Genomic DNA, 15,347 nt, shown 5'->3' on the forward strand with positions numbered 1-15,347 from the left:
GTTGTATTCGTTGGATTTGTGAATTAAGGTCGCCGCCGCGGAGCAATAGACACTTTGCTTATCAATATAATAAGGAGTTTAGGATGAAAGTTGCAGTCCTCGGCGCTGCTGGTGGTATCGGTCAGGCGCTAGCATTACTGTTAAAAACCCAACTGCCTTCAGGTTCAGAACTCTCCCTGTACGACATCGCTCCAGTAACGCCTGGCGTGGCCGTTGATTTGAGCCATATCCCTACTGCTGTGAAAATCAAAGGCTTCAGCGGCGAAGACGCTACCCCTGCACTGGAAGGTGCTGATGTGGTACTGATCTCTGCGGGTGTTGCACGTAAACCGGGTATGGATCGTTCCGACCTGTTCAACGTTAACGCCGGTATCGTGAAGAACCTGGTGCAGCAGGTTGCTAAAACCTGCCCGAAAGCATGTATCGGTATTATCACCAACCCGGTGAACACGACCGTTGCTATCGCTGCAGAAGTGCTGAAAAAAGCAGGCGTATACGATAAGAACAAACTGTTTGGCGTGACCACGCTGGACATCATCCGCTCCAACACCTTTGTTGCGGAACTGAAAGGCAAGCAGCCTGGTGACGTTGAAGTCCCGGTTATTGGCGGCCACTCTGGCGTGACCATTCTCCCGCTGCTGTCACAAATCCCTGGCGTGAGCTTCACTGAGCAAGAAGCGGCTGACCTGACCAAACGTATCCAGAATGCGGGTACAGAAGTTGTGGAAGCTAAAGCCGGTGGCGGATCTGCAACTCTGTCTATGGGTCAGGCCGCAGCACGTTTCGGCCTGTCACTGGTTCGCGCGCTGAGCGGCGAAAAAGGCGTGGTTGAATGTGCTTACGTTGAAGGCGACGGCCAGTATGCTCGCTTCTTCTCTCAGCCGCTGCTGTTGGGTAAAAACGGCGTAGAAGAACGCCAGTCTATCGGCAAGCTGAGCGCATTTGAGCAGAGCTCGCTGGAAGGTATGCTGGATACGCTGAAGAAAGATATCACCCTGGGTGAAGAGTTCGTTAAATAACGCCTTTATGTAGGCCGGATGGCGGTGTTTACGCTTTATCCGTCCTACAAATATCGCGAATTTGACGCATAAAAAAACCGGAGCTATCTCCGGTTTTTTTACATCATTTCGTTTGTGATTTAGTTTGTAGCCGGGTATTCCTGAATCGTTACCTGCAGCGTCAACTGCTTGTCATCACGCATCACGACAACAGAGATAACCGAACCAGGGCGAATCTCTGCCACCTGGTCCATGGTCTCCAGCGCAGATACCGCCGGTTTGTTATTGACCGAAATAATCAGATCGTTAACCTGAATTCCAGCCTGTGCTGCCGGACCGTCTGGGGCTACTTCGTTAACTACAATCCCCTGAATTTGATCCATCCCGCCGCCCTGGGCGTGCAGTGGCGCAATTTCGCGACCGCTGATGCCGATGTAGCCACGAATCACGCGCCCGTCACGAATCAGCTTATCCATGATTTTGGTTGCCAACTGAAACGGAATAGCAAAGCCGATCCCTTCCGGGGTTTCGCCATCGTTGCTCTTATCAAATGACAGCGTGTTAATACCCATTAACTCGCCCAGCGAGTTGACCAACGCGCCGCCGGAGTTGCCGTGGTTGATGGAGGCATCCGTTTGCAGGAAGTTTTGCCGTCCAGTCGGGTTCAGGCCAATACGACCGGTGGCGCTGATAATCCCCTGAGTGATGGTTTGCCCAAGGTTGTACGGGTTACCAATGGCGAGGACGACATCGCCGATGTGCGGCACGCGTTTGTTATTAATTGGAATTGTCGGCAGTCCGCCAGTCGCGTTGATTTTCAGCACCGCAAGATCGGTTAACGTATCAGAACCCACTAGCAGCGCTTCGAATACACGCCCATCCTGCAACGCGACGATGATTTGGTCGGCATCATTAATGACGTGCTTATTGGTAATGATATAGCCGCGCTGATCCATGATAACGCCTGAGCCGAGTGTGCGGATCTCAAGCTGGTTATGTGCTGTGCTGTTCATACTACGGTTATAAACGTTAACGACGGCAGGCGCTGCACGGCGAACCGCCGGGTTATAGCTGGCGGGCGTTTCATCTGCACTGTCGAACTGTGGCGCGGTAAGCGTATTTATTTTTCGCAGAGAGGGCATCGCGGCCAGCAGAATAGCGCCGACGATTAAACCAATCGCGACCGAACGTAAAAGCTTCACAAACATGATGGCGGCATCATTAATAAAGGGAACGGCAGCAGCATATCACGAGTTTACCGGACATCACACGGGAGGCTGATGTCCGGTTGCATGCGTTAACGCAGGAGCAGGTAAATACTCTCGTTACCACGAACTACCTGCAGAGCGATGATCGACGGTTTCGTTTCCAGCACTTTACGCATTTCGGCGATCGAGTTTACACGATCGCGGTTAACGCCAATGATAACGTCATCTTTATGCAGACCGGCCTGCGCGGCTGGGCTGCTTTTTTCAACGTTATCAATTTTGATGCCTTTGGTGCCGTCTTTAAGCTGACCGTCACTGAGCGTAGCCCCTTGCAACGCAGGAGCAATCATCTCCGCGCTGGCGGACGATGATGTACTGGTATCCAGGGTTACTTCAACCTCCAGCGGTTTACCGTTACGCAGCAGGCCCAGTTTGACTTTGGTCCCTGGTTCGGTTGTCGCTATGCGTGAACGCAGTTCGGCGAAGCTGTTGAGCGGTTTGCCGTTGAGGCTGGTAATGACATCACCAGACTTCACTCCTGCTTTTGCGGAGCCAGAGTTAGGCAGAACCTCGCTGACAAACGCGCCGCGCTGCACGTCCAGTTTGAACGCTTTGGCGATATCGGCAGTCATTTCGGTGCCTTTAATTCCCAGCAGACCACGTTTGATTTCACCAAACTGCATCAACTGCTGCGCCAGCGTGCGTGCCATATTGCTCGGGATCGCAAAACCAATACCGATGCTACCGCCGCCGGGGGCCAGAATCGCGGTGTTAATGCCAATCAGCTCACCATTGAGGTTAAGCAACGCGCCGCCGGAGTTACCCCGGTTGATGGAGGCGTCGGTCTGAATAAAGTTTTCCAGACCTTCCAGGTTCAACCCGCTGCGACCCAAAGCCGATACGATGCCGGAGGTGGCCGTTTGCCCCAAACCAAACGGGTTACCCACGGCCACCGCGAAATCACCGACGCGGAGTTTGTCGGAGTCGGCAATGACAATTTGCGTCAGGTTGCTGGGGTGTTGAATTTGCAGCAGAGCGATATCGCTCTGGTCGTCGCTGCCGATAAGCTTAGCGTCGAACTCACGGCCATCGTTAAGCTGGACGCTGATTTTTTGCGCCTGATTGATGACGTGATTATTGGTCAGGACGTAGCCTTTGGCGGCATCAATGATGACCCCGGAACCCAGCCCTTCAAAAGGTTGTGCTGGTTGATCGGGAAGTTCATCACCAAAAAACTTTTTGAACTCTTCCGGGACTTTCTGCCCCTGAGCGGCGGTGCCTTCGACCCTTACGCTCACCACGGCAGGTAACACTTTCTCCAGCATCGGGGCGAGGCTGGGGAGCGCAGCCTGACCGGGAACCTGGCCGGGAATCGACGCTGCGGCTGGGAATGGCGCCGAGAGAGTTAACCCGACACTTAACGCTAATGCACTCAACAGCTGGGTTTGTTTTTTCATGGATCCTGCTCTCGTACCTTGAGTAAACGGAAGATGATTCAAAACAGTTTGATGTTATTGAATTTTCGGTTTGGTCACAATGAGGCTAACGACTAAATAATAGCTGGGACAGGAAGAGAAGCGGAGGGCGCAATTGCTGCGCCCAATAAATTTCTTAACGATGTGCAGTTAGTCGCGCTTTGCGCCACTACGCAGCAGGCCAGATGCGCCTTCAGAATAGTCACGCGGCATCTGAACCGGCGCCTGATCGTTACCCGCTTCGGACTCTGCCAGACGATTACGGAACGGATTATTTTCCGGTGACATACCCGGCAGCAGGTTGCTGGAGCTTTTCGCCATATGCTGGTAGATCTGACGATAATCGTCCGCCATGTTATCCAGCAGTTCAGCGCTGCGGGCAAAGTGGCTCACCAGCTCTTCGCGGTACTCTTCCAGCTCAGCTTTATTTTTTTCCAGTTCGTACTGCAATGCCTGCTGTTGGCGTAATTTACGATTACCAAAACGCATGGCTACAGCACCAATAATGATACCGACGACTAACCCAATTAGCGCATATTCCCAGGTCATGAACATCTCCCGTTGTCTTGTGTTTCCGTAGGGTGTTGGCTTTAGGCTCCATGCCTGCGCCTGATTATGCCACTATAACCGCTAATCCCGTAGAAGTGGAATCCCGTGTTTATATCACGTAATGTAGAACGGCCTTTTTTTCGTCAACCGTGAGCGACGGCACATCGATTCTCAAGGAATAACAATAACATCATGCAAAGCCTTTCCCCGACATCGCGTTACCAGCAAGCCCTCAAAGACGGCAGTCATCAGCCCGACAACGTACAACAAGAAGCAGTGAATCGACTGGAAACAATTTTCCAGGCGCTTTCGACGCCAGCACGTCCTGCGCCGCAGGAGAGCGGACTGATGGCGCGTTTTGGCAAATTGCTGGGAAAACGTGAGTCATCGACCAATGCGCCGGTGCGTGGTCTGTATATGTGGGGCGGAGTCGGGCGCGGAAAAACGTGGCTGATGGATCTGTTCTTCCATAGCCTGCCGGGCGGGCGTAAACAGCGTTTGCACTTTCACCGTTTTATGCTGCGTGTCCATGAAGAGCTTACGGCCCTGCAGGGGCAGAGCGATCCGCTGGAAATCATTGCCGACCGCTTTAAGGCTGAAACGGACGTGCTGTGCTTTGACGAATTTTTTGTTTCTGACATCACCGACGCCATGCTGCTCGGGGGTCTGATGAAGGCGCTGTTTGCCCGTGGTATTACGCTGGTGGCAACCTCCAATATTCCGCCTGATGAGCTGTATCGCAATGGTTTGCAACGTACGCGTTTTCTTCCTGCCATTGATGCCATCAAACAGCATTGTGACATCATGAATGTCGATGCTGGCGTCGATTATCGTCTGCGCACCTTAACGCAGGCGCATTTGTGGTTGTCGCCACTGAATGAGGAAACCCGCCAGCAGATGGACAAGCTCTGGCTGGCATTAGCGGGAACGAAAAGTGAACATGCGCCGACGTTGGAGATCAATCATCGTCCGATGCAGACGCTGGCCGTCGAAAACCAAACGCTGGCGGTGTCGTTCACTACGCTCTGTGTCGATGCGCGTAGTCAGCATGACTACATTGCGCTATCGCGTCTTTTTCATACGGTGCTGTTGTCTGATGTGCCGGTCATGACGACGCTGATGGAGAGCGAAGCGCGGCGTTTTATCGCACTGGTGGATGAGTTCTACGAACGCCACGTTAAGCTGGTGGTCAGTGCGGCCTCACCACTTTATGAAATTTATCAGGGCGAGCGTCTGAAGTTTGAATTTCAGCGTTGTTTGTCGCGTTTGCAGGAGATGCAAAGCGAAGAGTATCTGAAGCGGGAACATTTAGCCGGTTAAACCTGCTGCAAATCACATAAAGGGGTCGATCTTTGACCCTGACTTCTCTATAATCTTGCGACCCCACGTTACGAGAGAGTTTTTTTCCCAAAACTTTCTATGCGCCGGCATAGGCTATTCGAAGGGGTAGGTTTGCTGGACAATGTCGTGTGAACCTCAACTGACAAAACGTTTGGGTGTTCACCAACGTGTAACTTATTTATTTGGGTAAGCTTTTAATGAAAACTTTTACAGCTAAACCAGAAACCGTAAAACGCGACTGGTATGTTGTTGACGCGACCGGTAAAACTCTGGGCCGTCTGGCTTCCGAACTGGCTCTGCGCCTGCGCGGTAAGCACAAAGCGGAATATACTCCGCACGTAGATACCGGTGATTACATCATCGTTCTGAACGCTGACAAAGTTGCTGTAACTGGCAACAAGCGTACTGACAAAGTGTACTATCACCACACCGGTCACATCGGCGGTATCAAACAAGCGACCTTTGAAGAGATGATTGCTCGCCGTCCTGAGCGTGTGCTTGAAATCGCGGTTAAAGGCATGCTGCCAAAAGGCCCGCTGGGTCGTGCTATGTTCCGTAAACTGAAAGTTTACGCTGGCAACGAGCACAACCACGCGGCACAGCAACCGCAAGTTCTTGACATCTAATCGGGATTATAGGCAATGGCTGAAAATCAATACTACGGCACTGGTCGCCGCAAAAGTTCCGCAGCTCGCGTTTTCATCAAACCGGGCAGTGGTAAAATCGTAATCAACCAACGTTCTCTGGAACAGTACTTCGGTCGTGAAACTGCCCGCATGGTAGTTCGTCAGCCGCTGGAACTGGTCGACATGGTTGAGAAACTGGATCTGTACATCACTGTTAAAGGTGGTGGTATCTCTGGTCAGGCTGGTGCGATCCGTCACGGTATCACCCGCGCTCTGATGGAGTACGACGAATCCCTGCGTGGCGAACTGCGTAAAGCTGGCTTCGTTACCCGTGATGCTCGTCAGGTTGAACGTAAGAAAGTCGGTCTGCGTAAAGCACGTCGTCGTCCTCAGTTCTCCAAACGTTAATTGTACTCTGCTTCGGCAGGCAACAATTTGCGAAAAAACCCGCTTCGGCGGGTTTTTTTATCGTTACTGCTCTCCGTATAACCACGGTAATCCGCTGATTGCCACCTCTTTTTCCCCATTTCAAGAATCGACTCACCACAAAGGTCACAAAATCTGGTAAACTATCATCCAATTTTCTGCCCAAATGTCCGGTATCGTTCATTTTTTGTTTGTATTTTGAACAGTAATGGCTTTCCCGAATATGGGTGACATCACTTCTGGCTGGCCACTTAGTGGCTGGTAGCAGTAAAAATTCTGAATATACCTGGAGGTTTTCATGGCTGTCGCTGCCAACAAACGTTCGGTAATGACGCTGTTTTCTGGTCCTACTGACATCTATAGCCATCAGGTCCGCATTGTGCTGGCTGAGAAAGGTGTTAGTTTCGAGATTGAGCATGTGGAGAAGGACAATCCACCGCAGGATCTGATCGACCTCAACCCGAATCAGAGCGTACCGACACTGGTGGATCGTGAGCTGACCCTGTGGGAATCTCGCATCATTATGGAATACCTGGATGAGCGCTTCCCGCATCCGCCGCTGATGCCGGTTTACCCGGTTGCGCGTGGTGAAAGCCGCCTGTACATGCAGCGTATTGAAAAAGACTGGTACACGCTGATGAACGTCATCGTGAACGGTTCTGCTTCTGAAGCCGAAGTCGCGCGTAAGCGTCTGCGCGAAGAACTGCTGGCAATTGCACCAGTATTTGGCCAGAAACCTTACTTCCTGAGCGATGAGTTCAGCCTGGTAGACTGCTACCTGGCGCCGCTGCTGTGGCGTTTACCGCAGCTGGGCATTGAATTCAACGGTGCAGGTTCGAAAGAACTGAAAGGGTACATGACTCGCGTCTTTGAACGTGATTCTTTCCTGGCTTCTCTGACTGAGCCTGAACGTGAAATGCGTCTGGGCCGGGGTTAACCTGTATGGATTTGCCACAGCTAACACCACGCCGTCCGTATCTGCTGCGCGCATTCTATGAGTGGTTGTTAGACAACCAGCTTACGCCGCACCTGGTGGTGGATGTGACGCTTCAGGACGTGCAGGTTCCTATGGAATATGCGCGTGATGGGCAAATTGTTCTGAATATCGCACCGCGTGCGGTGGGTAACCTGGAACTGGCTAACGATGAAGTGCGCTTTAACGCGCGCTTCGGTGGTGTGCCGCGTCAGGTTTCTGTACCGCTGGCGGCAGTTCTGGCAATTTATGCTCGTGAAAATGGCGCCGGTACTATGTTTGAGCCGGAAGCCGCCTACGACGAAGATGTCGCCAGCTTAAATGATGACGACAACGACGCACCTGGTTTTGAGAGTGAAACGGTCATGTCGGTCATTGATGGCGATAAGCCTGACAATGGCGACGACAACGATCCGGATGACACTCCGCCGCCGCCTCGCGGTGGGCGTCCAGCGCTACGCGTAGTGAAATAAAAAAACAGGCCCTTTGGGGCCTGTTCTGTTTTCTGCCTTCGGGATCAGTAAAACAGCGTGATGGTGGCTATCATATTGACCACAAATCCCACCGCCATCGGAATGGCCGTACGTTTTACCACCTCAAAGGGCGATACGCCCGCAATACCTGATGTCACCACAATGACCGCTGTAATGGGGGATACCGCCCGGGCCAGCGTAGTAGCAAAATGCATCGGCATAATCATCACTACCGCAGGGATATGTAGTCCGGCGGCAATATCTGGAATCAGGCTGGCAAAAGACATAAACGGCGCGTTACCTGACCCCATGACAATCGCACAGGCGGCAATGACCACGGCCATGATGATCATCACGCCGATACCGCCAAGGCCGGAATGCTCTGCACCTTTTATTACAGCGTCGACAGTCCCGATAGTCGTCAACCCTTTCGCAAAGATCTCACCGGCGACCACCAGCGTGACAACGTTGGCAAACTGGGTTCCCATGCCGTCAAAGAAGGCCTGCACGTCATCCATCGTTTCGCGCAGATTATGTTTATGCAGGAACTCGACAAACATCGTCAGCGTCATGCTCATCAGCATGACCACCACCAGATTCAGCTCTGTTTTCATTAACCCCATATGTGCCAGGGCAAGCGAGCCCAACATCAGAAGCAGCGGCATGACGGGTAGAATGGCGTAATAGAGAGGTGGCACGTTTTCCAGCGTCTTTTGTTCAGCGAATCCGTTGCTTTCCGGGAATGCTTTTTTATCAAACTGCCGCTGAACGAAAAAATGTGCAATAGCGACGGCGACGATAACGCACGATGCGACGGGTAACTGATAGTGAAAGAAGTAGGTAGCGATTTTCATGCCCGCTACCTGCGCGGCAAAAATAGAGTTGGTTTCCAGAATGCCCCATTCAATTGACATTGAAGTGGCAATGACCGCCACCGCGGATAAACGGCTCACGCCAAGACTGACCAGCGTCGGGAACAGCGTCACCATCAGCAGCATACCTAACCCGGAAGCGCTGGTGATGAACTGCGCCATGATCTGACCAATCACATAGGTGGCGGCAAGAACAACATAGGGTGAGCGGATTAGCTTAAGCGGACGGCTTAACAGGCTAACCATCGCTCTGCTGGCCCCCATCCTGTCCATATAACGGGCATAACCACCTACCGCCATGATTGATAACCCTAGTCCGGCCGCCCGATTGGAAAGCATACGCAGAATTTCGTTGTAAATATCGACCAGTAGATAGCCGCTGCTCTTGTCGTTATCGACCAGCGCGCCGTAGCCTAGCCAGACGCCGCAGAGCATCAGGAAGATCCCTGCGGCTGCCAGCACTACCTGCGGTTTGTAGTTTTTGAGGATCAGGTAACCCATCGTTAATAAAACGATGACAGAGATAATGATGCCGAACATTGTTTCACTCCATGCCAGAGAAGAAGATAAATCCGGTAATAACGCTGTTGTCCAAACGGATGTTATATTTTTTCGGGCGATTTTTATGGAGTGAATATCTTATTTTTAATTCGATGTTTAAATTATTTATCGTTATAAAATAGATGGTTATGATAATTTATCACGTTCATATTCATAAATTTCACGAAGCGAATATGATTGTTTTCAATTAAAGATAAGCTGAATGTTTTAGCGTAACAAAATATCCGGATGCGTTAGACCGCCAATAAGCCCGACAGTCTGATTGACCATCATTTCACCCTGCTTTCGATTCTGTGTTAGGATAAACCCGCTGTTATTTGTCACCACGACTTAGCTGAATGGGCCCTATGAACGCATTTGATTCGCAAGCTGAAGACTCTCCATCCACCATTGGCCGTAGCTTACGCAACCGCCCGCTGGCGCGTAAAAAGCTGTCTGAAATGGTTGAAGAAGAACTGGAGCAGATGATTCGTCGTCGGGAATTTGGCGAGGGCGAACAGTTACCGTCTGAGCGGGAACTGATGGCCTTCTTTAACGTGGGCCGTCCTTCTGTACGAGAAGCGCTGGCAGCGTTAAAACGCAAAGGTCTGGTGCAAATCAACAATGGCGAGCGCGCCCGCGTTTCGCGTCCTTCAGCTGATACCATTATCAGCGAGCTGTCCGGTATGGCGAAAGATTTCCTCGCGCATCCCGGCGGCATTGCCCACTTCGAACAGCTGCGACTGTTCTTTGAATCCAGCCTGGTACGATACGCCGCAGAACATGCGACGGATGAGCAAATCGACAGACTGGCGAAAGCACTGGAGATCAACAGCCAGTCACTCGATGACAATACGCTGTTCATTCGCTCGGACGTTGATTTTCACCGCATACTGGCGGAGATCCCGGGCAATCCCATCTTTATGGCTATCCATGTTGCGCTGTTAGACTGGCTGATTGCCGCCCGTCCGACCGTAGCCGACCAAGAGTTGTATGAGCACAATAACGTGAGTTATCAGCAGCATATCGCTATTGTCGACGCGATTCGTCAGCGCGACCCTGAGGAAGCTGACCGCGCACTGCAAGAACATCTCAACAGCGTTTCCGCTACCTGGCACGCCTTCAGCAAAAGTAAAAAATTGCGTAAGTAATCGCGATCCTGACGATCGTTTAGTGAGGCAGATCGCACTATAAGCGTTCTGTATTGTATTGCTGCTTATTTGATCTGGTATAACAGGTATAAAGGTATGCAGTCAGATAACACTAATCATCATCAGAGGTAGCTATGGCAAGAGATTTAAAAGGCGTAATGCCAGCGTTGTTAACCCCATTCGATAGCCAACAGCGACTGGACATTGAGAGCCTGCGCCGCCTGGTGCGTTTCAACATTGGGCAAGGGATCGACGGGCTGTATGTCGGTGGGTCTACGGGTGAGGCATTTGTCCAAAACCGCGTTGAGAGAGAGCAGGTACTGGAAATTGTTGCCGAAGAAGCGAAAGGCAAGGTGACGCTGATCGCTCACGTTGGCACAGTGAGTACCGAAGAGAGCCAACAGCTGGCGAGTGCCGCGCATCGCTACGGCTTTGATGCGGTTTCAGCCGTCACACCGTTTTACTATCCGTTCAGTTTTGAAGAGCACTGCGATCACTACCGCGCAATTATTGATTCCGCTGATGGCTTGCCGATGGTGGTCTATAACATCCCGGCGCTGAGCGGCGTAAAACTGACGCTGGATCAGATCAACACGCTGGTGACGTTGCCGGGCGTTGGCGCGCTGAAGCAAACCTCAGGCGATCTCTATCAGATGGAACAGATCCGCCGCGCTCACCCCGATCTGGTGCTTTATAACGGTTATGACGAGATCTTCGCTTCTGGTCTGCTGGCGGGCGCTGATGGCGGTATCGGTAGCACTTACAACATTATGGGATGGCGTTATCAGGGAATTGTGAAAGCGCTCAAAGAAGGCGACATCCGGACTGCGCAAAAGCTGCAAACCGAGTGCAATAAGGTTATCGATCTGCTCATTAAGGTTGGCGTGTTCCGCGGCCTGAAGACGGTATTGCACTATATGGACGTGGTTTCTGTTCCGCTGTGCCGTAAACCATTTGCCCCGGTAGATGAACAATATCTGCCGGAACTGAAAGCGCTGGCCCAGCAATTAATGCTGGAACGCGACTGATCGGACGCCGGATAGCACAATGCTTATCCGGCCTGCAAAAACAAGACTCGTAGGCCGGATAAGGCGAATCCGCCATCCGGCACCACAACGAAAATAAAGATCGTCGGGAGAGTAAAATGAGTACTTCTACCCAGAGCATCCCGTGGTATCGCCATCTCAATCGGGCGCAATGGCGGGCATTTTCCGCCGCCTGGCTGGGATATTTGCTTGATGGTTTTGATTTTGTATTAATCGCCCTTGTGCTGACGGAAGTACAAGGCGAATTCGGACTGACGACGGTGCAGGCGGCCAGTCTGATCTCGGCCGCTTTTATCTCCCGCTGGTTTGGTGGGTTAATGCTGGGCGCGATGGGCGACCGTTATGGACGCCGCCTGGCGATGGTCACCAGTATCATTCTGTTCTCTGTGGGGACGCTGGCCTGCGGCTTCGCGCCGGGCTACACCACCATGTTTATCGCCCGCCTGGTTATCGGTATGGGGATGGCTGGTGAGTACGGCTCCAGCGCAACTTATGTTATTGAAAGCTGGCCCAGGCACCTGCGAAACAAAGCCAGCGGCTTCCTGATTTCCGGCTTCTCTGTAGGCGCAGTGATCGCCGCCCAGGTCTACAGCCTGGTGGTTCCGGTCTGGGGATGGCGCGCGCTGTTCTTCATCGGCATTTTGCCGATTATCTTCGCCCTCTGGCTGCGTAAAAATATTCCGGAAGCGGAAGACTGGAAAGAGAAACACGAAGGCAAAGCGCCGGTACGCACGATGGTGGACATTCTCTACCGGGGCGAACATCGGGTTATCAATATTGTGATGACTCTTGCCGCCGCAACCGCGCTGTGGTTCTGCTTTGCAGGCAACCTGCAAAATGCGGCTATCGTGGCGGTCCTTGGCCTGATATGCGCGTTTATCTTCATTAGTTTTATGGTGCAAAGCAGCGGGAAACGCTGGCCGACGGGCGTCATGCTGATGGTGGTTGTGCTGTTTGCCTTCCTTTACTCGTGGCCGATTCAGGCGCTGCTGCCAACCTATCTGAAAACCGAATTGCTGTATGACCCTTCCACTGTCGCCAGGGTGCTCTTCTTTAGCGGCTTTGGCGCGGCGGTCGGTTGTTGCGTCGGTGGTTTTCTTGGCGACTGGCTGGGCACGCGTAAGGCCTATGTCTGCAGTCTGCTGGCTTCGCAGTTGCTGATTATTCCAGTGTTTGCGATTGGCGGCTCAAACGTCTGGGTACTGGGTTTACTGCTGTTTTTCCAGCAAATGCTCGGTCAGGGGATCTCCGGGATCTTACCAAAACTGATTGGCGGCTATTTCGATACCGACCAGCGTGCGGCGGGTCTGGGCTTCACCTACAACGTGGGTGCACTGGGCGGGGCGTTGGCACCGATCATCGGTGCGCTGATTGCCCAACGACTGGATCTGGGCACCGCGTTGGGATCGCTCTCTTTCGGCCTGACATTTGTGGTGATCCTGCTGATTGGTCTCGATATGCCGTCTCGCGTACAGCGCTGGCTGCGGCCTGAAGCATTGCGTACGCATGATGCCATTGATGGCAAACCGTTTAGCGGGGCCGTGCCGTTCGGCGGCGACAAAAGCACCATGGTGAAATCCAAAAGTTAATCCGTTTGCCCGGTCCTGCGCCGGGCAATAGTCATAAGGGAATAAGCATGTCGTTACTTGAACAACTGGATATCAAGATTGCCGCGAACGGCGGGCTGATTGTCTCCTGCCAGCCTGTTCCTGACAGCCCGTTAGATAAACCGGAAATTGTTGCGGCGATGGCGCTGGCCGCGGAACAGGCTGGCGCGGTGGCGTTACGCATTGAAGGGGTGGAAAACCTGAAAGCGACCAGGGCGGTAGTTTCGGTGCCGATTATCGGCATTCTCAAACGTGACCTTGATGACTCTCCGGTCCGCATCACCGCATATCTGGAGGATGTTGATGCGTTAGCGCAGGCAGGCGCTGACATCATCGCCATCGACGGTACCGATCGCGTACGTCCGGTACCTGTAGAAACCTTACTGGCACGTATTCATCATCACCAACGCCTTGCGATGGCTGACTGTTCGTCCATGGCGGATGGCATGGCCTGCCAGAAACTCGGTGCCGAAATCATTGGCACTACCCTTTCTGGTTATACCACGCCAGAAACGCCCGAAGAGCCGGATCTGGCTCTGGTGAACTCTTTAAGCGACGCGGGTTGTCGGGTGATTGCTGAAGGACGTTACAACACGCCAGCGCAGGCCGCTGAGGCGATGCGTCATGGCGCTTGGGCGGTGACAGTCGGCTCAGCCATTACCCGGCTGGAGCACATTTGCCAGTGGTACAACACAGCGCTTAAAAAGGCGGTGCTATGACCACGCTGTCGATTGATATTGGCGGCACCAAACTGGCTGTCGCACTGGTAGACAGCAGCCTGCAAATTCAAGAGCGTCATGAATTGCCGACGCCCGCCAGCAAAACACCGGATGCTCTGCGTGCTGCGTTACAAGCACTGGTTGCGCCGCTACAGGGGCAGGCAACGCGGGTGGCGATCGCCTCAACGGGGATTATCCGCGACGGTTCTCTACTGGCGCTGAACCCGCACAACCTCGGCGGGCTGCTGCATTTTCCTCTGGTGCAAACGCTAAAAGATCTCACCGCTTTGCCGACGCTGGCAGTCAATGACGCGCAGGCCGCGGCGTGGGCTGAGTATCATGCGCTTGGCGGAGAGTATCGCGATATGGTGTTTATCACCGTCTCCACCGGTGTAGGCGGCGGGGTGGTAAGTGATGGGAAGTTGCTGACCGGGATTGGCGGTCTGGCCGGGCACCTGGGACATACGCTGGCTGATCCGCATGGGCCGGTGTGCGGTTGCGGGCGTGTGGGTTGTGTCGAGGCGATCGCTTCCGGTCGTGGGATCGCGACGGCTGCCGAAGGCACGCTTGCTGGATGCGACGCCAAAACCATTTTTAGCCGCGCCGGGCAGGGTGATGAGCAGGCCAGTCGGTTGATCCATCGTTCGGCACGTACTTTGGCAAGGCTTGTCGCCGATGTGAAGGCCACGATCGATTGCCAGATTGTGGTGATTGGCGGCAGCGTGGGGCTGGCAGAAGGGTATCTGGCGCTGGTGGAAAACTATCTGGCACAAGAGCCTTCGGCTTACCACGTAGAATTACGGGCGGCGCATTACCGTCATGACGCTGGATTACTGGGGGCCGCGCTGTTGGCCCAGGGAGATTGATTATGATGTCAGCTGAGTTGCGTTCATTGCCTTCTGCCGGATTACATCCGGTTTTGCAGCAGGCGTTAACGCTGGCTGTTGCGGCGAATCTGCAGGAGAAAACGCCAGGGCGCTACGAGTTGCAGGGCGATAATATTTTTATGAATGTTATGCAATTTGCAACGCAGAGCCCGGAGCAAAAGAAAGCGGAACTGCACAGGGAGTACATTGATATTCAGGTGCTGTTATCCGGTGAAGAACGCATTCTGTTCGGGATGACTGATTCTGCTCGTCAGTGCGAAGAAATGCACGTGGAGGATGATTATCAGCTGTGTAGCCAGATTGCCGATGAGCAGGCGATGGTACTGAAGCCGGGAAGATTTGTGATTTTTATGCCGGGCGAGCCGCATAAGCCGGGCTGCGTGGTACAGGCTCCGATGGACATCAAAAAGGTGGTGATCAAGGTGCGCGCCAGTTTATTACATACCTAACGATGAG

General features: G+C 53.0%; 16 protein-coding genes. 12 read left to right on the forward strand and 4 right to left on the reverse strand.

All coding sequences use genetic code 11. The features are described from left to right. Nucleotides 1–83: 83 nt before the first annotated feature. The gene (mdh, locus tag O6D90_RS02450; protein ID WP_008785953.1) at nt 84–1,019 is read left to right on the forward strand and encodes a malate dehydrogenase; all 936 of its coding nucleotides are present in this window, start codon (nt 84–86) and stop codon (nt 1,017–1,019) included. A 119-nt stretch (nt 1,020–1,138) separates the two neighbouring features. Here the strand turns inward: mdh and degS are convergent, their stop codons facing one another. From degS to zapG, 3 genes are all read right to left on the reverse strand, one after another. Then, the gene (gene degS, locus O6D90_RS02455; protein WP_003025154.1) at nt 1,139–2,206 is read right to left on the reverse strand and encodes an outer membrane-stress sensor serine endopeptidase DegS; all 1,068 of its coding nucleotides are present in this window, start codon (nt 2,204–2,206) and stop codon (nt 1,139–1,141) included. Between the two features lie 89 nt (nt 2,207–2,295). Further along, nucleotides 2,296–3,663, reverse strand: coding sequence for a serine endoprotease DegQ (gene degQ / locus O6D90_RS02460; protein ID WP_016157584.1), 1,368 nt, complete (start codon nt 3,661–3,663; stop codon nt 2,296–2,298). 168 nt (nt 3,664–3,831) lie between these two features. Further along, nucleotides 3,832–4,230 carry a Z-ring associated protein ZapG gene (zapG, locus tag O6D90_RS02465; protein WP_003025147.1) on the reverse strand — a complete coding sequence of 133 codons (399 nt, stop codon included), beginning with the start codon at nt 4,228–4,230 and terminating at the stop codon, nt 3,832–3,834. Between the two features lie 192 nt (nt 4,231–4,422). Between zapG and zapE the strand changes: the two genes are divergently transcribed. The 5 genes from zapE (at nt 4,423) to sspB (ending at nt 8,069) form a co-directional block, all read left to right on the forward strand. Next, nucleotides 4,423–5,550, forward strand: a complete 1,128-nt coding sequence (gene zapE, locus O6D90_RS02470) for a cell division protein ZapE (protein ID WP_016157583.1) — start codon at nt 4,423–4,425, stop codon at nt 5,548–5,550. 218 nt (nt 5,551–5,768) lie between these two features. Then, complete coding sequence (gene rplM / locus O6D90_RS02475; RefSeq protein WP_003025141.1) at nt 5,769–6,197, forward strand: 50S ribosomal protein L13; 429 nt, start codon at nt 5,769–5,771, stop codon at nt 6,195–6,197. Nucleotides 6,198–6,212: 15 nt separating this feature from the next. After that, nucleotides 6,213–6,605 (forward strand): 30S ribosomal protein S9, encoded by a 393-nt coding sequence (gene rpsI, locus O6D90_RS02480; RefSeq protein ID WP_003025138.1) that lies wholly within the window; start codon nt 6,213–6,215, stop codon nt 6,603–6,605. A gap of 316 nt (nt 6,606–6,921) precedes the next feature. Further along, complete coding sequence (gene sspA, locus O6D90_RS02485; RefSeq protein WP_003025132.1) at nt 6,922–7,560, forward strand: stringent starvation protein SspA; 639 nt, start codon at nt 6,922–6,924, stop codon at nt 7,558–7,560. Nucleotides 7,561–7,565: 5 nt separating this feature from the next. Beyond that, nucleotides 7,566–8,069, forward strand: coding sequence for a ClpXP protease specificity-enhancing factor (gene sspB / locus O6D90_RS02490; protein WP_016154706.1), 504 nt, complete (start codon nt 7,566–7,568; stop codon nt 8,067–8,069). Nucleotides 8,070–8,113: 44 nt separating this feature from the next. On the opposite strand, the gene dcuC is transcribed toward sspB, so the two are convergent. Next, nucleotides 8,114–9,481: an anaerobic C4-dicarboxylate transporter DcuC gene (gene dcuC / locus O6D90_RS02495; RefSeq protein WP_016157582.1), complete on the reverse strand. Its 1,368-nt coding sequence runs from the start codon at nt 9,479–9,481 to the stop codon at nt 8,114–8,116. Between the two features lie 359 nt (nt 9,482–9,840). Here dcuC and nanR point away from each other — a divergent pair, with 359 nt between their 5' ends. The 6 genes from nanR to nanQ all read left to right on the forward strand — a co-directional run bounded on the left by nanR (nt 9,841) and on the right by nanQ (nt 15,340). After that, a complete protein-coding gene (gene nanR / locus O6D90_RS02500; RefSeq protein WP_016154704.1) occupies nt 9,841–10,632 on the forward strand; it encodes a transcriptional regulator NanR in 792 nt (263 codons plus the stop codon). Nucleotides 10,633–10,766: 134 nt separating this feature from the next. Beyond that, nucleotides 10,767–11,660, forward strand: coding sequence for an N-acetylneuraminate lyase (gene nanA / locus O6D90_RS02505; protein ID WP_016157581.1), 894 nt, complete (start codon nt 10,767–10,769; stop codon nt 11,658–11,660). A gap of 116 nt (nt 11,661–11,776) precedes the next feature. Then, nucleotides 11,777–13,267: a sialic acid transporter NanT gene (nanT, locus tag O6D90_RS02510; protein WP_016154702.1), complete on the forward strand. Its 1,491-nt coding sequence runs from the start codon at nt 11,777–11,779 to the stop codon at nt 13,265–13,267. A 47-nt stretch (nt 13,268–13,314) separates the two neighbouring features. Beyond that, a complete protein-coding gene (locus O6D90_RS02515; RefSeq protein ID WP_016157580.1) occupies nt 13,315–14,004 on the forward strand; it encodes an N-acetylmannosamine-6-phosphate 2-epimerase in 690 nt (229 codons plus the stop codon). Further along, a complete protein-coding gene (gene nanK / locus O6D90_RS02520) occupies nt 14,001–14,870 on the forward strand; it encodes an N-acetylmannosamine kinase (RefSeq protein WP_016157579.1) in 870 nt (289 codons plus the stop codon). Before O6D90_RS02515 ends, nanK begins: the two co-directional genes overlap by 4 nt. A 2-nt stretch (nt 14,871–14,872) precedes the next feature. Then, complete coding sequence (gene nanQ / locus O6D90_RS02525) at nt 14,873–15,340, forward strand: N-acetylneuraminate anomerase (RefSeq protein ID WP_016157578.1); 468 nt, start codon at nt 14,873–14,875, stop codon at nt 15,338–15,340. Nucleotides 15,341–15,347: the final 7 nt, after the last annotated feature.

This window comes from Citrobacter sp. 21OH12SH02A-Citro (assembly GCF_027919895.1).
In the GTDB taxonomy this organism is placed as follows: domain Bacteria; phylum Pseudomonadota; class Gammaproteobacteria; order Enterobacterales; family Enterobacteriaceae; genus Citrobacter; species Citrobacter braakii.